The sequence below is a fragment of the Microbacterium sp. Z12_35 genome (assembly GCF_058310475.1).
This window is the reverse complement of record NZ_JBZEGJ010000001.1, coordinates 257,078-274,342: the sequence shown is the minus strand read 5'-3', so window position 1 is coordinate 274,342 and position 17,265 is coordinate 257,078. Positions and strand designations below refer to the sequence as shown.

At 70.5% G+C, this 17,265-nt stretch carries 13 protein-coding genes; 7 read left to right on the top strand and 6 right to left on the bottom strand.

Going from position 1 to position 17,265, the window contains the following annotated elements:
- Positions 1 to 80 precede the first annotated feature (80 nt).
- Positions 81 to 1,334 carry a histidine--tRNA ligase gene (gene hisS / locus AC4FS1_RS01380; RefSeq protein ID WP_491155619.1) on the bottom strand — a complete coding sequence of 418 codons (1,254 nt, stop codon included), beginning with the start codon at positions 1,332 to 1,334 and terminating at the stop codon, positions 81 to 83.
- Between the two features lie 31 nt (positions 1,335 to 1,365).
- Positions 1,366 to 2,106 carry a nucleoside triphosphate pyrophosphohydrolase gene (locus AC4FS1_RS01375; RefSeq protein ID WP_491151999.1) on the bottom strand — a complete coding sequence of 247 codons (741 nt, stop codon included), beginning with the start codon at positions 2,104 to 2,106 and terminating at the stop codon, positions 1,366 to 1,368.
- Positions 2,107 to 2,160: 54 nt separating this feature from the next.
- On the opposite strand from AC4FS1_RS01375, the gene AC4FS1_RS01370 reads away from it, so the two are divergent.
- Entirely contained in the window at positions 2,161 to 4,830 is a 2,670-nt protein-coding gene (locus tag AC4FS1_RS01370; protein ID WP_491151997.1) for a phosphoenolpyruvate carboxylase, read from the top strand.
- Between the two features lie 129 nt (positions 4,831 to 4,959).
- Here the strand turns inward: AC4FS1_RS01370 and mfd are convergent, their stop codons facing one another.
- Positions 4,960 to 8,577 (bottom strand): transcription-repair coupling factor, encoded by a 3,618-nt coding sequence (gene mfd / locus AC4FS1_RS01365; RefSeq protein WP_491151995.1) that lies wholly within the window; start codon positions 8,575 to 8,577, stop codon positions 4,960 to 4,962.
- 104 nt (positions 8,578 to 8,681) lie between these two features.
- Between mfd and AC4FS1_RS01360 the strand changes: the two genes are divergently transcribed.
- Positions 8,682 to 9,212 (top strand): hypothetical protein, encoded by a 531-nt coding sequence (locus AC4FS1_RS01360; RefSeq protein WP_491151994.1) that lies wholly within the window; start codon positions 8,682 to 8,684, stop codon positions 9,210 to 9,212.
- A gap of 16 nt (positions 9,213 to 9,228) precedes the next feature.
- Here the strand turns inward: AC4FS1_RS01360 and pth are convergent, their stop codons facing one another.
- Both pth and AC4FS1_RS01350 read right to left on the bottom strand, forming a co-directional pair.
- Entirely contained in the window at positions 9,229 to 9,810 is a 582-nt protein-coding gene (gene pth, locus AC4FS1_RS01355) for an aminoacyl-tRNA hydrolase (RefSeq protein WP_491151992.1), read from the bottom strand.
- An 81-nt stretch (positions 9,811 to 9,891) separates the two neighbouring features.
- On the bottom strand, positions 9,892 to 10,515 hold the full coding sequence (locus tag AC4FS1_RS01350; protein ID WP_491151990.1) for a 50S ribosomal protein L25/general stress protein Ctc: 624 nt from the start codon (positions 10,513 to 10,515) through the stop codon (positions 9,892 to 9,894).
- 206 nt (positions 10,516 to 10,721) lie between these two features.
- Here AC4FS1_RS01350 and AC4FS1_RS01345 point away from each other — a divergent pair, with 206 nt between their 5' ends.
- Both AC4FS1_RS01345 and gnd read left to right on the top strand, forming a co-directional pair.
- Positions 10,722 to 10,844 (top strand): hypothetical protein, encoded by a 123-nt coding sequence (locus AC4FS1_RS01345; protein ID WP_491151989.1) that lies wholly within the window; start codon positions 10,722 to 10,724, stop codon positions 10,842 to 10,844.
- A gap of 228 nt (positions 10,845 to 11,072) precedes the next feature.
- Positions 11,073 to 12,563: an NADP-dependent phosphogluconate dehydrogenase gene (gnd, locus tag AC4FS1_RS01340; RefSeq protein ID WP_491155617.1), complete on the top strand. Its 1,491-nt coding sequence runs from the start codon at positions 11,073 to 11,075 to the stop codon at positions 12,561 to 12,563.
- Between the two features lie 7 nt (positions 12,564 to 12,570).
- Here the strand turns inward: gnd and AC4FS1_RS01335 are convergent, their stop codons facing one another.
- Positions 12,571 to 13,920: an FAD-binding oxidoreductase gene (locus tag AC4FS1_RS01335; protein WP_491151987.1), complete on the bottom strand. Its 1,350-nt coding sequence runs from the start codon at positions 13,918 to 13,920 to the stop codon at positions 12,571 to 12,573.
- A gap of 58 nt (positions 13,921 to 13,978) precedes the next feature.
- Between AC4FS1_RS01335 and AC4FS1_RS01330 the strand changes: the two genes are divergently transcribed.
- The 3 genes from AC4FS1_RS01330 to AC4FS1_RS01320 all read left to right on the top strand — a co-directional run bounded on the left by AC4FS1_RS01330 (position 13,979) and on the right by AC4FS1_RS01320 (position 17,248).
- Positions 13,979 to 14,977, top strand: a complete 999-nt coding sequence (locus AC4FS1_RS01330) for an NAD-dependent epimerase/dehydratase family protein (RefSeq protein ID WP_491151986.1) — start codon at positions 13,979 to 13,981, stop codon at positions 14,975 to 14,977.
- A gap of 91 nt (positions 14,978 to 15,068) precedes the next feature.
- Positions 15,069 to 15,803 carry a response regulator transcription factor gene (locus tag AC4FS1_RS01325; RefSeq protein ID WP_491151985.1) on the top strand — a complete coding sequence of 245 codons (735 nt, stop codon included), beginning with the start codon at positions 15,069 to 15,071 and terminating at the stop codon, positions 15,801 to 15,803.
- A 53-nt stretch (positions 15,804 to 15,856) separates the two neighbouring features.
- The gene (locus AC4FS1_RS01320; RefSeq protein ID WP_491151983.1) at positions 15,857 to 17,248 is read left to right on the top strand and encodes a sensor histidine kinase; all 1,392 of its coding nucleotides are present in this window, start codon (positions 15,857 to 15,859) and stop codon (positions 17,246 to 17,248) included.
- Positions 17,249 to 17,265 lie beyond the last annotated feature (17 nt).

The following is a 17,265-nucleotide window of genomic DNA, read 5'->3' as shown; positions in this document are numbered from 1 at the left end:
GAGTCCGGGCACCAGGGCGGCGAGCGGATCGGCGCCGGTGCCGTCGGCGCGGCGCGGGCCACGAGCGCGGCCAGCGCGGCTCAGGTGAGCGGCTTGACCTCGAGATCGTCCACGGCCGCACCCGCCGATGCCGTCGCAAAGGCCGTGTAGCCGTCGGCGGCGGCGCGTTCGAGGAGCGCCTTGAGGTTCTTCGTCCGCCGCTCGAGGCGCACGCGACGGCCTTGGGCCACGAGCGCCGACTTCAGCGCGACCAGCTCGGCGACCGGCACGTCGCGGTCGTGGACCAGGACGAGGGCCGCGGATGCTGCATCCTCGCCTTCCGCGACGAGGTCGACGATGCGCTCGAAGCCGATCGAGAAGCCGACGGCGGGCACGTCCTGGCCGAGGAACCGGCCGATCATGCCGTCGTAGCGGCCGCCCCCGCCGAGCGAATACGAGACCGAAGGATGAGCGAGCTCGAAGATCGTGCCGGTGTAGTACCCCATGCCGCGGACGAGGAACGGGTCGAAGGTCAGCGGCACATCGCGGCCGCGGGCGGCAGCGACGGCATCGCCGAGGGCAGCGAGGTGCGCCACCACCTCGTCGGATGCACCCTCGGGAAGGGCTCGGCGGATGGAGAGCTCGCCGTAGGGAAGCTCTTCGGCAGGCTGCGGACGTCGCAGGAACTCCGCGAACGCCGCAACGGCGGGCGGGTGCGCACCCCGCTCGGTCAGTTCCGCGACGACCCCGTCGGGGCCGATCTTGTCGAGCTTGTCGATCGTGATCAGCACGCCCGGCCGCTCGTCGGCGGCGAATCCGAAGCCTTCCAGCATCCCGTCCAGTGCGCGGCGGTCATTCACGCGCACGACACCACCCTCGAGCCCCAGCGCATCGACGGCGTCCAGCGTCGCGACGATGAGCTCGGCCTCGGCACGCACGGAGGTGTCCCCGATGATGTCGATGTCGCACTGCACGAACTGGCGATAACGGCCCTTCTGGGGCCGCTCCGCGCGCCACACCGGCGCGATCTGGACGGCGCGGAACACCGTGGGAAGCTCGCCGCGGTGCGTGGCGTAGAACCGCGCCAGCGGAACGGTGAGGTCGTACCGGAGTCCGAGGTCCGTGAGGGCCGCCGGGTCGTCGGCGGCGGCGCGGATCGCATCGGAGTCCAGCCCCCGCTTGAGGATGTTGAAGGCGAGCTTCTCGTTGTCGCCGCCGATGCCGGCGTGCAGGCGACCGTACTCCTCCAGAACGGGCGTCTCGATCTCGTCGAACCCGTGCGCGCGGTAGCGCTGCCGGATGACGGCGAGCACGCGCTCGCGACGGGACTTCTCGGCGGGCAGGAAATCGCGCATGCCGCGCGGCGGGGTGACGGAGGGCACCCGGCTATTCTTCCAGGCCCGGCTCGCTGCCCGCGGCGGATTCGGCCGCGCGCACGTCGTCGGTCAACATCCGCAGCCGTTCGCGCAGCGCACGCTCCGCGTCCCACCCGTTCGCGCGTGCGTCGGCGACGAGCGCGAGGAGCGTGTCACCGAGCTCCGCCTCGTTCCCCGGCCGAGAAACCACATTCCGGGCGAGACGCACCGCGTCGCGGGGTTTCTCGTCCGGATCGTCGTTTCTCGCGGGCACGACGCCGACCTGGGCGGCTTTGCCGATCAGCTTCTGCGCGAGCGCAAGAGACGGCATGTGCGTGGAGACCCCGTCGAGCACGCTCGTGCGTGCCTGCTTTTCCGCGGCCTTGGCCGCGTTCCAGTGCACGAGCACCTCCTCCGGGGTGGTGGCCACCGCATCCCCGAACACATGCGGATGCCGCCGCACCATCTTCTCCGTCAAGCCTCGCGCCACGTCGTCGATGTCGAACGGGTCCTCGGCGTCGCGCGAGGCGATCTCGGCGTGGAACAGCACCTGCCACAGCAGGTCCCCGAGCTCCTCGCGGAGCTCCTCCCTCGTGCCGGACTCCACGGCGTCGATGACCTCGGCGCTCTCCTCCACGAGGTACGGAACCAGGGCTCGATGATCGATCTGCTGCGTCCACACGCAGCGGTCGCGGACGGCGCGCATCGTCTCGGCCGCTTCGCGCAGCGCGTCGCCGTCGTGGCCGGGCGCGCGATTCTCCGGTAGTGCCATGCCCGCCACGATACGAGGATCCCCGCCTTCCGGGCAGCGAGATAGCTTTGAGGGATGCACGAACTCTCCCAGACCGAGGCTCTCGACCTCGTCGGCCGCTTCGAGGCCGGGCAGGAGCTCCCCGAAGAGATGCGGGCCGATGTGCGCCTGCTCGGGTCGCTCCTGGGACGCGTCCTCCGCGAAAGCGGGTCGCCGGGACTGTTCGAGGACGTCGAGCGCCTGCGGACGGCCACGATCCACGCGTACACGGACGAGACATCCGAGGCGTTCGCGCGTGCGGCGGCGATCGCCGACGGGTTCACCGTCGCCCGCGCCGATGAGGTCGCACGGGCGTTCACGTGCTACTTCCACCTCGTGAACCTCGCCGAAGAGCACCAGCGCGTCCGGGTCCTCCGCGAACGCGACGGGAGCGCCGATTCCTCCGATGCGTCCGACTCTGTCGTCGCCGCGTACGCACAGCTGTCGGAGGAAGTGGGCGAGGATGCGGCGCGCCGTCGTCTGCAGGCTCTCCGCTTCCACCCCGTCTTCACCGCGCACCCGACCGAGGCGCGCCGCCGCGCCGTGTCCAGCAGCATCCGCCGCCTCTCGGAGCTGCTCGACGGGTACGACAGCGCGGCGGAGGGAGGCGCGGCGAGCCGACGCGCCGAGCGCCGCATGCTCGAGGAGATCGACGTGCTGTGGCGCACAGCCCCGCTCCGCTCCGAGAAACCGTCGCCGACGGACGAGGTGCGCTCGATCATGGGCGTCTTCGACGAAACGCTGTACACGGCCGTCCCGCACGTGTACCGCCGCATCGACGACGCACTGCACGGGGATGCCGCCGGCGCCCGCGCGCCGATCGTCCGCCCCTTCGTGCGGCTGGGGTCGTGGGTGGGCGGTGACCGCGACGGCAACCCGTTCGTCACGGCCACGGTGACCCGGAAGGCGGCGGCGATCGCGAGCGAGCACGTGCTTCGCGGGCTCGAACGCACCGCGCTGCGCGTCGGCCGCGGGCTGACCCTGGATGCGACATCCACCCCGCCGAGCGCTGCGCTCCTCACCCTGTGGCAACGGCTCCGTGCCGCCGACGAGGATGCCGCGGATGAGATCGCGAAGCGCTCCCCCAACGAGCCGCACCGACGCATCCTGCTGCTGCTGGCCCGCAAGATCGCGGCCACCCGCACACGCGACGCCGACCGCGCCTACCGCGACCCCGAGCACCTCCTCGCCGACCTCCGCGTCGTTCAGGACTCGCTCCTGGCCGCGGGTGCGGCCCGCCAGGCGTACGGGCATCTGCAGCAGCTCGTGTGGCAGGTCGAGACGTTCGGCTTCCACCTCGCCGAGCTGGAGGTGCGCCAGCATTCCGCGGTGCACGCGAGCGTCCTGGCCGACCTGGATGCGGGGCGAACCAGCGACCAGGCCGAAGAGGTGCTCGACGTCTTCCGCGCGATCGCCTACATCCAGGAGCGCTTCGGTCCGCGCGCCGCCGGCCGTTACATCGTCTCGTTCACGCGATCCGCCGACGACCTCGCGGCCGTGCATCGCCTGGCCGCGTACGCGGTCGGCGAAGGCGGGACGCCGCCCGTGCTCGACGTCATCCCGTTGTTCGAGACGTTCGCCGACCTTCGGGCGGCGCCGGGGATCCTCGCCGAGATCGTCGAGAACCCCGCGTTCGCGGCAAGACTTGATGCGACGGACCGGCGCCTGGAGGTCATGCTCGGGTACTCCGACTCATCGAAGGACGTCGGGCCTGTCGCGGCGAACCTCGCGCTGTACGAGGCCCAGGCCGAGATCGCCGACTGGGCGCAACGCACGGGCATCGAGCTGACCCTGTTCCATGGCCGCGGCGGCGCCCTCGGCCGGGGCGGAGGGCCGGCCAATTCGGCGATCCTCGCGCAGCCGCCGCACTCCGTCGACGGGCGCTTCAAGCTCACCGAGCAGGGTGAAGTGATCTTCGCTCGCTACGGTGATCCGGCGATCGCGATGCGGCACATCGACCAGGTCGCCGCGGCCGTGCTGATGGCCTCGGCCCCGTCCAACGAAGCACACAACCGCGCCGCCGCCGACCGTTACGCCGACGTGGCAGCCACGATGGACGCGGCATCCCGCGACCGGTTCTTCGCCCTGGTGAAGGCGCCCGGTTTCGCCCCCTGGTTCGCGCGCGTGACCCCGATGGAAGAGATCGGTCACCTCGCGCTGGGGTCACGCCCCGCGCGCCGTGGGCTGTCGGTGGAGTCGCTCGAAGACCTCCGCGCCATCCCATGGGTGTTCGCGTGGACCCAGGCTCGCATCAACCTCGCCGGATGGTTCGGCCTCGGCACGGCCCTCGAGGCCGTGGGCGACGAAGAGCGCCTCCGCACCGCCTATCGCGAGTGGCCGCTCTTCCGCACGCTCGTGGACAACGTGGCCATGAGCCTCGCGAAGGCCGATGCGCGCATCGCCCGCCGCTACCTCGACCTGGGCGACCGCCCGGACCTCGCCGAGCTCGTGATGACGGAGATGTTCCTCACCCGCTCCTGGGTGATCCGCGTCACCGGCGGCGACGAGCTCCTGGAGACCAAGCCCACCCTGCAGCGGGCGGTGAAGATGCGAAGCCCCTACGTCGACGCGCTCTCGCTGCTGCAGCTGCGCGCCCTGCGGACGCTGCGGGATACCGCTGCCGACGCGCCGCGCGATCCCGAGCAGGAGCGTCTCCTGCTGCTCTCGGTCAGCGGGGTCGCCGCCGGGCTGCAGAACACCGGCTGACGCGCCCCCGAATTCGAGGAGATCTCGGGAATCGAGGACCGGACCGGCCGGATCCATCCTCGATCCGCGGGATCTCCTCGATTTCGGTGTCGGCGCGCAGGTGAGGTGAGGTCAGCTCGGGCCAGCAGGTCAGGACGCGGCGGATGCGGCGGCAGCCGGCTCGGCGGCGCCGGACGGCTCGGCCGCGGCGGGCGCCGGCTCGGGGAAGAGCTGGTCGAGGAGCTGCGCGACCCAGCCGATGAGGTCGCCATCGGAATCGGCCCCCGGCAGCGGCACCACGAGCGCTTCTCCGCCGGCGACGATCTTGGCCTTGGGGTGCAGGCGCTGCAGGCGCACGCGCAGCGAGTCCGGCAGGTTCGCCGGGGCCAGGCGCAGGTTCGGTCCCATGGCCACGACATCCGCCAGCCCCGCTCGCGCGGCACGACGGCGCAGCCTCGCCACGGCGATGAGCCCCTCCACCTCGCGTGGCGGTTCGCCGTAGCGGTCGCGCAGCTCGTCGATGACGGCGTCGATGGCGTCGTCCTTGGCGGTTGCGGATGCGGCGGCCGAGAGCTTCTGGTAGGCCTCCAGGCGGAGCCGCTCGCTGTCGATGTACGTCTCCGGCAGGCGAGCGTCGACGGGCAGCTCCAGGCGCAACTCCGTGGGTCCGTCGGTCTCCTCGCCGCGGAAGGTCGCGACCGCCTCACCGATCATGCGCAAGTACAGGTCGAACCCGACGCCGGCGATGTGCCCCGCCTGCTCGGCGCCGAGGAGGTTTCCCGCTCCGCGCAGCTCGAGGTCTTTCAGCGCCACCTGCATGCCGCTACCCAGGTCGTTGTTGACCGCGATGGTCTCCAGGCGGTCGGCGGCGGTCTCGGACAGCGGCTTCGTGTCGTCGTAGAGGAAGTAGGCGTACGCCCGCTCTCTCGCGCGCCCCACGCGACCTCGCAGCTGGTGCAACTGCGACAGTCCGTACTTGTCGGCGCGGTCGATCACGATCGTGTTGGCGTTGGAGATGTCCAGCCCGGTCTCCACGATCGTGGTGCACACCAGCACGTCGGCGCGACGCTCCCAGAAGTCGTCGACGACCTGCTCGAGGGCGTGCTCGCCCATCTGCCCGTGCGCGACCGCGACGCGCGCTTCCGGCACGAGCTCCGCAAGCTCGGCGGCGACCCGCTGGATCGACGACACGCGGTTGTGCACGTAGAAGACCTGGCCCTCGCGCAGCAGCTCCCGCCGGATGGCGGCGGCGATCTGCTTCTCGTTGCGCGGCCCGACGTACGACAGGATCGGGTGACGGTCCTCGGGTGGGGTCTGCAGCGTCGACATCTCACGGATGCCGGTCACCGCCATCTCCAGAGTGCGCGGGATCGGCGTCGCGCTCATCGCGAGGATGTCCACGTTCTTCTTGAGCTTCTTCAGCGCGTCCTTGTGCTCGACACCGAAACGCTGCTCCTCGTCGATGATCAGAAGCCCGAGGTCTTTGAAGATCACCTTCTCCGTGAGGATGCGGTGCGTTCCGATCAGCATGTCCACGGTGCCGTCGGTGAGGCCGGCGAGGACCTCGCGGGCTTCCTTGTCGCTCTGGAACCGCGACAGCGCGCGCACCTTCACCGGGAACCCGGCGAAGCGCTCGGTGAACGTCTCGGTGTGCTGTTTGACCAGCAGGGTCGTGGGGACGAGCATTGCGACCTGTTTGCCGTCCTGGATGGCCTTGAACGCCGCACGGACGGCCACCTCGGTCTTGCCGAATCCGACGTCGCCCGACAGCAGCCGGTCCATCGGGATCGGCTTCTCCATGTCGGCCTTGATCTCGTCGATGGTCTGCAGCTGATCGGGCGTCTCGGCGAAGGGGAACGCCTCCTCGAGCTCCCGCTGCCAGGGGGTGTCGGGACCGAACGCGTGACCCTTGGACGCCATGCGCGCCGAGTAGAGCTTCACCAGCTCCACCGCGATGTCGCGGACAGCCTTTCGCGCGCGCCCCTTCGCCTGCGCCCAGTCGCTGCCGCCCATCTTGGACAGCGTCGGCGCCTCGCCGCCGACGTACTTGGAGAGCAGGTCCAGCTGATCGGTCGGCACGAAGAGCTTGTCACCGGGGTAGCCGCGCTTGGAGGGCGCGTATTCGAGGACCACGTACTCGCGCGTGGTCTTGACCGGGTTGCGGCCGCCGCTGGACACCTCGCGCTGAGACAGTTCGACGAACCGGCCGATGCCGTGCGTCGCATGCACGACGAAGTCGCCCGGCTTCAGCTGCAGGGGGTCGACGACGTTGCGCCGCCGCGAGGCGAGCTTCTTCACCACGCGCGCGTCGCTGCCGATGGTGCGGCCGTAGAACTCGCTCTCGGTGAGAACCGCCAACCGCACCTCGGGGAGCTGGAAACCGCGCTCCAGCGGAGCGACGACGAGATGCGCGACCCCGGGCTCCGGGGCGTGCAGCACGTTGTCCACGCGCCGAGCGGCGGCGCCTCGTTCGGCGAGCACATCCCGGGCGCGATCCACGAGTCCGGCGCCGGTGGCGGCGACCACGACGCTCCACCCCGCGGAAAGCAACTCGCCGATGTGCGCGGTGGCGCCCTCGACGTTGCCCTGGAACGAGGGCACGGACTCCCCGCGGATGCGGACGGCCGCAGTGTCCACATCCAGACCCTCCGCCGACGCATCGGCGGCGCCGGAATCGAACGCGGAAAGGCTCCACCACACGCCGCCGTGCTCATGGGTGGCCTCACGCAGTTCGGCCAGGGTCAGGAAGTCGCCGGCGTCGAGATCGATCGGGACGCGGGCACCGGCGGTCGCGGCCGACCACGCCGCATCCAGGAATTCGCGGTTGGTCTCCCCCAGCGTCTGCGCGCGGGCAACGGAACGTTCCGGATCGACCAGCGCGACCGCGGACCGCTCCGGGAGGAACCCGATGAGCGGGACGAGGGAGTCGACGAGGATCGGCATGAGCGATTCCATGCCGTCGGTGGGGATCCCCGCCGACATGCGCTCGAGCATGGAGCGAAGACCGGGGAAGTCGTCTCGGAGTTCCGCGGCCCGTGCCCGCACGTCGGGGGTGAGGAGGAGCTCCCGGCTGGGGATGAGGGACACCCCGGGTACCGCGCCCGGCAGCGACCGCTGATCGGCGACCGAGAACGCACGGATCTCGTCGACCTCGTCACCGAAGAAGTCGATACGCAGGGGGTGGTCGGCGTTCGGGGGGAAGACGTCGAGGATGCCGCCCCGCACCGCGAACTCGCCGCGGCGCGACACCATGTCGACGCGGTGGTAGGCGAGTTCGACCAGGCGCACCGCGACGGATTCCAGATCGTACCCACGACCGCCCACCGTGAGATCGATCGCGGCGACATCGCCGAGCCCTTCGGCCAGAGGCTGGAGCGCGCTGCGCACCGAGGCGGTCACGACCAGCGGAGCCGCGCCGTCCCAGGCGGCGATCCGGCGGAGCACGTCGATCCGGCGCCCGATGGTCTCGGGACTGGGGCTCAGGCGCTCATGGGGAAGCGTCTCCCACGCGGGGAAGTGCAGCACCTCCGCACCGGGGAGCACGGCCGCCAGTGCGGGGCCCAGCGACTCGGCGCGGCGGCCGGTGGGCGCGACCACGAGGAGGGCCGCAGGCAGGCCGGCCGACCGGCGCCGCTCCAGCAGACCGGCGAGGACCGGCACGTCCAAGCCGTCGACGAGCGAGTATTCGGCGTCCGCGACCGAGGCGGATGCTGCATCCTGGAACGACTCCGCCTGCTCGAGGGCGCGCACGATCCCGGAAATTGTCACCGCAAAAGTCTACGGGTCTCCACCGACGGCGGCGTCGCCGATGGACCGCGTACCAGGCCGGCCCTAGACTGACCGCGTCCTCGACCGAGAACGAAGGAGTGGCCATGAGCACGACACCGCCCGAACCGCAGGGCCGGCCGACGCCGCCTCCGGCATATGAGCCTCCGGCCGGATCCGCGCCCGCGAGTTCTCCGGCCGCAAGCTACGCGCCACCCGCCGGGGAGACGGGGCCTAAGCCCAAGGGTCCCTCCACGCTCGGCATCATCGCTTTCTGTGCCGCGCTCGCCGGTGCCGTCATCGGCTCGATCATCGCCTTCATCGCGGGGATGCAGACCGGCGCTCTCGGGCAGTACGCCCAAGTCAGCGGCGGCGGCACGGTGGAACTCGATGACGACTCGCTCCCCCTCGCGGGCCAGCAGCTCGCCATCAGCGCAGGCGTGCTCACCTTCGTGGCCTTCGCCGTGTGGGGCATCCTCGCCCTGTGGGGCCTCATCCAGGGCATCATCGCGGCCGTGCAGAACCGCGGACGCGTGTGGGGCATCGTCGCCATCGTGCTGGCCGTCATCGGCGTGGGTGCGGTAGCGACCTTCTACGGGATCGGCGTCGCGGCGGGAGTCGCGCCCTACGTCTCCTAGCCGGCACTGAGCCGCGTCAGCGGGGGGCGTGGAACCGCTGCTGAGCAGTGAGCAGCCCCTCGCTGACGGTGAGCTCGGCCGCGTCCGCCGCGTCGGCGAGAAGGTTCGGCAGCGCTGCGCGTTCGGTGGCGCCGAAGGGGTCGAGTACCCAGTCTGCGGGGTCCTGGCGACCGGGCGGGCGTCCGATCCCCACGCGCACGCGCGGGAAATCGGGGGTGCCGAGGGCTTTGGCGACGTCGCGGACGCCGTTGTGACCGCCGTGACCACCGCCCGTCTTGAGCTTGATCGTGTCGAACGGAATGTCGAGCTCGTCGTGCACCACGATGATCCGGCCGGGATCGACGCCGTAGTACCGGGCGAGGTTCGCGACCGGCCCCCCGGAGACGTTCATGAAGCTGTTCGGCTTTGCGAGCACGAGCTTGGGACCACCGGGTCGGAGCCACGTCTCGGCGACGCGGGCGTTCGCCTTGTGGGACGTGAAGGTCTCGCCGCGCCGGCGGGCGAGTTCATCCACGACCATCTGCCCGACGTTGTGTCGGGTCGTCTCGTAGCGGGACCCCGGGTTACCCAGGCCCACGACAAGCCACGTCTCAGCCATCGTCTTCATTCTCCCGGATGCCGGCACCTACACCGAAGGGGCGCACTGGGCGCCCCTTCGGGAAACTGCAGAAGTCCTCGGTCACTCGGACTCGGCGGACTCCTCGGACTGCTCCTCGGCCACCGCGGCATCGGCCTCGGCGATCTCGTCCTCGGCCGCGAGAGTGTCGGTGGGGACCGAGATCGCGACGATGAGGGTCTCCGGGTCGGCGATGAGGACCGAACCGGCCGGCAGCTTCAGGTCTGCGGCGGTGATGTGCGTGCCGTCCTCGAGGCCTTCGACGTCGACCTCGACCGACTCGGGAAGCTGAGTGGCGTCGGCCTCGATCAAGATGGTGTTGGCGTCGAGGTTGGCAAGGGTCCCGGGGGCGGGGGTACCGACGAGGATCACGGGGATGTCGACGGAGACCTTCTCACCCTTGCGCACGACCAGCAGGTCCATGTGCTCGATGATCTGGTGCACGGGGTCCTTCTGCACGTCCTTCACCAGCGCGTACTCGTGCTTTCCGGCGACCTCGAGGTCGAGCAGCGCGTTGGCGCGACGGATGAGCAGCGCCACCTGGTGGCCCGGGAGGGCCAGGTGCTGCGGATCGGCCCCGTGGCCGTAGAGGACGGCGGGGATCTTGCCCGCGGCGCGGAGGCGTCGGGCGTGGCCCTTGCCGAAGTTCTCACGCAGCTCGGCGTGGACCTGGTTGTCTTCCGACATGATGAATTCTCCTTGCGGGCACACGGGCCCGGTGTGGGGGTCTGGTTTCGACTCGAACGCGAGCGCGTGAGGAAAGCCGTGAGCCTGCTTCACCGCGTCGATCACGGACGCACCGCCTGGGCTGACGCATCCCTCGCCGAAGTTTCACTCAGAAGTCTACCAGCGGCCCCGCTACCATGGAGACGCTGCCGACACACGGAGGATCCATGCCCGCCGAATTCTTCTCCCACCTGATGCTGTGGATCGCCGGCGCCATCGCGGCCCTCGGTGCCGTGGGCACCGTGGCGGCGTTCTGGTCGCTCGGCCGCGCCGCCTATCGCAAGGACTGACGGCCCCCCTTCCGGCCCGGATGACCGCCGGCGCCTCCGAGGATCACCGGCGATAGGCTGAGTGCGACCCCACCGGCGTCCCCCGACGCCAGGCGCTCAGCCGCATCCCGACCACCAGGAGCCCGCGTGTCAGCAAACGACCCTGCCCAGACGCAATTGTCCACCGATCAGGAGCAGGCACCGCACGAAGCGGCACGCGCGCACGAGGGCGCACCCGCACCCGAGGATGTGCGGCGGCCCGTCGCCGAGGCCGGCACGGCCAGCCCCGCGGATGCGAGCGGGCCGGCGAACATCGGCGTGGTGGGTCTGGCGGTCATGGGGTCCAACCTCGCCCGCAACCTCGCCAGCCGCGAGGGGAACACCGTGGCGGTGTTCAACCGTTCCCGGTCGAAGACCGACGAACTCGTCTCCGCCCACCCCGAGGCGGAATTCGTTCCGGCGTTCTCGTATCAGGAGTTCGCCGCGTCGCTGCAGCGCCCGCGCGCGGCCGTGATCATGGTGAAGGCCGGCGATGCGACCGACGCGGTCATCGAGGAGCTCGTGCGGGTGTTCCAACCCGGCGACATCATCGTCGACGGGGGCAACGCCCTGTTCACCGACACGATCCGCCGCGAGAAGGCCGTCCGCGAGACGGGGATCAACTTCGTCGGGATGGGCGTGTCGGGCGGTGAGGAAGGCGCCCTGAACGGGCCGTCTCTGATGCCGGGCGGCTCCGATGAGTCGTGGACGACTCTGGGACCGATCCTCACCTCGATCGCCGCCGTCGCGGAGGGCGAGGCGTGCGTGACCCACGTCGGCCACGACGGTGCCGGCCACTTCGTGAAGATGGTGCACAACGGCATCGAGTACGCCGACATGCAGCTGATCGCCGAGGCGTACGACCTGATCCGCCGGGGTACCGGCAAGACGCCCGGCGAGATCGCCGACGTTTTCGCGGAGTGGAACCGGGGCGAGCTCGAGTCGTACCTCATCGAGATCACCGCCGAGGTGCTCCGCCAGACCGACGCCGTGACGGGCCGGCCACTCGTGGACGTCATCGTCGATCAGGCCGGCGCGAAGGGCACCGGGGCATGGACCGTCCAGACGGCACTGTCGCTGGGCGTCCCGGTCTCGGGCATCGCTGAAGCCACCTTCGCCCGCTCCCTTTCCTCCCACCCCGAGCAGCGCGAGGTCTCCCGGGAGCTGCCCGGGCCGGCCGAGCAGCTGCAGGTCGACGACGCCGATGCGTTCATCGAGAAGATCCGCCTCGCGCTGTACGCCTCGAAGATCGTCGCGTACTCGCAGGGGTTCGATGAGATCCGTGCCGGTGCGGCCCAGTACGACTGGGACATCGACCTGGGGAAGATCGCCTCGATCTGGCGTGGCGGCTGCATCATCCGCGCGCAGTTCCTCAACCGGATCACCGAGGCGTACGCCGCGACCCCCGAGCTGCCCGTGCTGCTGACCGCGCCGTACTTCGTCGACGCCCTCACCCGCGCGCAGTCGGCCTGGCGCGACGTCGTGGCCACCTCGGCCCGCGCGGGGATTCCCGCCCCGGCGTTCTCGTCGTCCCTCGCGTATTACGACGGCCTCCGCGCCGAACGACTGCCGGCCGCCCTCATCCAGGGGCAGCGCGACTTCTTCGGCGCGCACACCTACAAGCGCATCGACAAGCCGGGAACCTTCCACACCCTGTGGTCGGGCGACCGCACCGAGATCGAAGCCGAAGACACCCACTGACGCCGCTTCACAACGTGCCGTCCGCACCCGCGGGCGGCACGTTGTGGTTGCGCCGGAAGAGATTGGCCGGATCCCACGCCCGCTTCACCTCCGACAGCCGCGCTCGGGTGGCCGGCGGATACATCCGCGGTACCCAGCCGGGATCGGTCGAGGGGCTGAAGTTCCCGTAGACCCCGAGTCCACGCGCCTCGATGCGCGCCCACTCGCTCTCGGCCGCCGCCCGGCCATCCGCGTCGAGGAGACCCGGCAGGTCGAAGGCGCCGGCCATGGCGAACCAGGTCGCCGAGCGTTCGGCGAAGGCGGTGGCTCCCGGCGGAACCTCACCGAAGGCGCCGCCGAGGGAACGCAGAAACAGCACGGCTGCGCGCCGCTCCGCCCGGAAGCGGGCGAGCGCGTCGATGAGGTCATCGTCCAGCTCGGCGACGAGGGTATTCCCGCCGACAAAGCCGGGGACCGGCTGGTCGGGGTCATATCCGGGCATGTCCAGAAGCACGTCGGGGTACGCCCGCACCCCGATATCGTCCTCGGCGACGCCGGGCACGGCGAGCAGGGGCGCGAGGACCGCGCGCAGTGCGGACTCGTCGGCGCCTGCCCAGCAGGCGGAGATCGTCGCTCCCGGCGGAGCGCTCGGGTCCATCGGCGGCACGTCCATGTACGTCACGGTGAGCTCCCGCGGCGCGTCGCGCAGGATCCCCCGGAGCGCACGCAGCACCGCGACGGCATCCTCGCCCGCGTGCAGGGTGGCGAACACGACGGCATCCAAGGGGTGGGCGGCGAAGTCGAAGCGTGTCACGATTCCGAAGTTGCCACCTCCCCCGCGGAGGGCCCAGAAGAGGTCGGGATGCTCCGCGCCTGACGCCTCGACGACATCCCCGGATGCGGTCACCACCTGTGCGCCGATCAGCTGGTCGACAGCCAGCCCCCAGGCCCGCACCATCCAGCCGATTCCGCCGCCCAGCGTCAGTCCCCCCACGCCCACCGACGCGGTGTCGCCGGAACTGATTCCCAGTCCCGCCTCGCTCAGCGTGCGAGCGACCTCGCCCCACGTCGCTCCCCCACCGACGGCGACGCGTCCGCGCGGCGCGTCGATGACCACATCGGCCAGCCCCGACAGATCGATCACCACTCCGCCGGGGATGGTTCCCCACGCGCTGTGCCCGCCGCCCCGCACCACCACCGGTGCGCCCTCCTCGGCGGCGTGGGCAACCGCGGCGCAGACGTCGTTCACGTCTGCCACGCGGACGATGAGGTCGGGCTGGCCGATCCCCGAGTGGAACAGCCGCGCCGCATCCCAGTCCTCGTCTTGCGGACGCACGATCGTGCCCGTCAGACGCACCGACAGCTCTGTCGTTTTCATGCGCACACGGTAGCCCCGGTCACGGACACCCCGATAGAGCGGGGTCTAGGGTCGGAGGATGACCTCCCGACGCATCCTCTTCCTCGGCGGTTCCGGTGTCATCAGCACGGCATGCGTGCGCGCAGCCGTGGCCGCGGGCCACGACGTCACCGTCCTCAATCGAGGCACGAGCTCGCGCCCTCTTCCCGCCGAGGTGCGCGGACTGGTCGCAGACGTGCGGGACGCCGACGCGGTGACCGCCGCCCTCGCCGGAGCGGAGTTCGACGTCGTCGCCGACTTCTTGTCGTTCCTTCCGGCGCATGTGGAAACCGCGCTGACGGTGGCGGGCGAGCGCGCCGGCCAGTACATCTTCGTGAGCTCGGCGTCCGCGTACCAGAAGCCGCCCTCCCACCTGCCGGTCACCGAGTCCACGCCGCTGCGCAACCCCTTCTGGCAGTACTCACGCGACAAGATCGCGTGCGAAGACCTGCTGGTGGCGGCGTACCGCGACCGCGGGCTCCCCGTCACCATCGTCCGCCCCTCCCACACATACGACGACACGCTGCTGCCCACCATGGCGGGGTGGACGGACATCGCGCGGATGCGGGCGGGCAAGCCCGTCGTCGTCCATGGCGACGGTACGAGCCTGTGGACACTGACCCACAGCGACGATTTCGCCGTCGCCTTCACCGGTCTCCTGGGCGCCCCCGCCGCGATCGGCGAGGCCTTCACCATCACCGGCAGCCACGCCCCCACGTGGGACCAGATCTACCGCTGGCTCGCCGAGGCCGCCGGCGTGCCCGACCCGCGTCTCGTGCACATCGCCAGCGAAACGATCGCCGCGTGGGATCCCGACCTCGGCCCGGGGCTCGTCGGTGACAAGGCGCACTCGATGGTGTTCGACAACGCCAAGGTGACCGCGCTGGCGCCGGAATTCCGCACCACGGTGACCTTCGACGAGGGCGCACGCCGCATCATCGCGTGGTACGACGCCCATCCCGAGCGGCAGCGGATCGATGAGCGCCGCGACGCCCTGTTCGACCGGATGATCGCGCACGCGGACGCGGCCGGACGCTGAAACCCGGCCGCGTCGCCCACGGTCCGCCCTTCACAGTCCGCGCATAGCGCACGCCATAGAGCCTTCATAGATTCGGGCGGACAATGGCTACATGAACGCGGCCGCACCCTCCCCCGCCCTCACCCGACCGGACGGCACCCCCCTGCGCGTCCTCGTCGTCGACGACGAACAGATGCTCACCGACCTTCTCTCGATGGCTCTGCGGATGGAAGGGTGGGACGTTCGCGCTGCCTCGTCCGGGTTGCAGGCTCTGCAGGTGGCCCGCGAATTCGAGCCCGACGCCATGGTGCTCGACATCATGATGCCCGACCTCGACGGCATGGCCGTGCTGCAGCGGCTCCGCCATTCCGGCAACGACGTCCCCGTGCTGTTCCTGACGGCGAAGGATGCGGTGGCCGACCGCGTCGCGGGGCTCACCGCGGGCGGCGACGACTACGTCACCAAGCCGTTCAGCCTCGAGGAGGTCGTCGCTCGGCTCCGGGGCCTCATGCGCCGCGCGGGGACGGCGACCTCCGGTGACGCGGAGCCGATCCTGCACGTGGGCGACCTCTCCCTCAACGAGGACAGTCATGAGGTGTTCCGCGGAAGCGACGAGATCGACCTGACGGCAACCGAGTTCGAGTTGCTGCGCTACCTCATGCGCAATCAGCGGAGAGTCGTCTCCAAGGCGCAGATCCTGGACCGCGTGTGGAATTACGACTTCGGCGGACGTTCCAGCGTGGTCGAGCTGTACATCTCCTACTTGCGCAAGAAGATCGATGCCGGTCGGGAACCCCTGATCCACACCATCCGGGGCGTCGGCTACATGATCAAAGCGCCGCAGTGACCGCCCCCTCCCGCCCCCCACGCGCCCGCGCCTGGAGTCTCCAAGCCCGCCTGATGACCGCGATCATCGGGATGGTCGCGGTCATCCTGGCCATCGTCGCCCTGTCGACGGGGGCGATTCTCGGCCAGGTGCTCCAAGAGAGTCTCGACACGCGGCTGCGTCAGGCAGCGTCGAATGTCCGTATCGGCGTGCAGAGCACCGCGCCCGAGCTGCTGGCCAGCGGACCCTTCCAGGACGGCACCCTGCTGGTCACCCGGACGCCGGCCGGGGGGACGACCGGCGCGTACGTGGACGGCGGCGCTGTCCGCGTTCTGGAGAACGACGAGATCGCCGAGATCGTCGACTCGGTGGCCACCGCCTCATCGCGCACCGTCGACATCCCAGGTCTCGGGGACTACCGCGTCACGAGCCTGACGTACCCCGGCCCCGAGGCCCTGGCCGTCCTCGGCCTGCCTCTCAGCGAGATCACCACGACGATCTCGCAGATCCTCCTCACGGTGGGCCTCGTGACCACCGGCGGCCTGGTGCTGCTGTCATCCATCATCGCGATCGTCATCCGCATCGGCCTGGGCCCCCTTCGTGCCGTGGCCGACACCGCGACTCGGGTGGCGAAGGTGCGGATGGATTCCGGCGACGTGAAGATCACCGAGCGCGTCCCCGAGGCCCAGACCGACGACTCCACGGAGATCGGCCAGGTGGGCGCCGCGCTGAACACCCTGCTCGACCACGTGGATGCTTCGCTCACGGCCCGCCAGCGTAACGAGGAGCTCATGCGCAGCTTCGTCGCCGACGCGAGCCACGAACTGCGCACCCCGCTCACCTCGATTCGCGGGTACTCGGAGTTGTCGCTGCGGGACGCCTCGCTCGGGGAGAACGCCCGCACCGCCCTCGAGCGCATCCAGGCGCAGTCGTTGAGGATGACCGCCCTCGTGGAGGATCTCCTCCTCCTCGCTCGGCTGGATGAGGGCCAGGAGCTCGTGTACGACACGGTGGACCTCACGCACCTGGCGGTCGAGGCCGTCGGCGACGCGCGGCCCGCCGGCCCCGACCACGAGTGGATCCTCGACGTCGCGGATGAACCGGTCGTCCTGGCCGGAGACCCCGCGCGCCTGCAGCAGGTGATCGCCAACCTCCTCGCAAACGCCCGAGCGCACACCCCCGCCGGAACCGTCGTGACCGTGTCGGTGCGCCGCGAGGGCGATCAGGCGGTGCTCCGCGTCCACGATGACGGGCCCGGCATCGATCCGGCCGTCGCCGACCGGCTTTTCGAGCGCTTCGCTCGCGGCGACGCTTCCCGCGCTCGCAAGACAGGGGGAACCGGCCTGGGCCTCTCCATCGCCCGGGCGATCGTCGAGGCGCACCGCGGCACGATCAGCGTCCGCAGCACCCCCGGCGACACCGTCTTCGAGGTCCGCCTTCCCGCGAGACCCGCCGACCCCGCGTAACCCCCCGTCGACTCGCC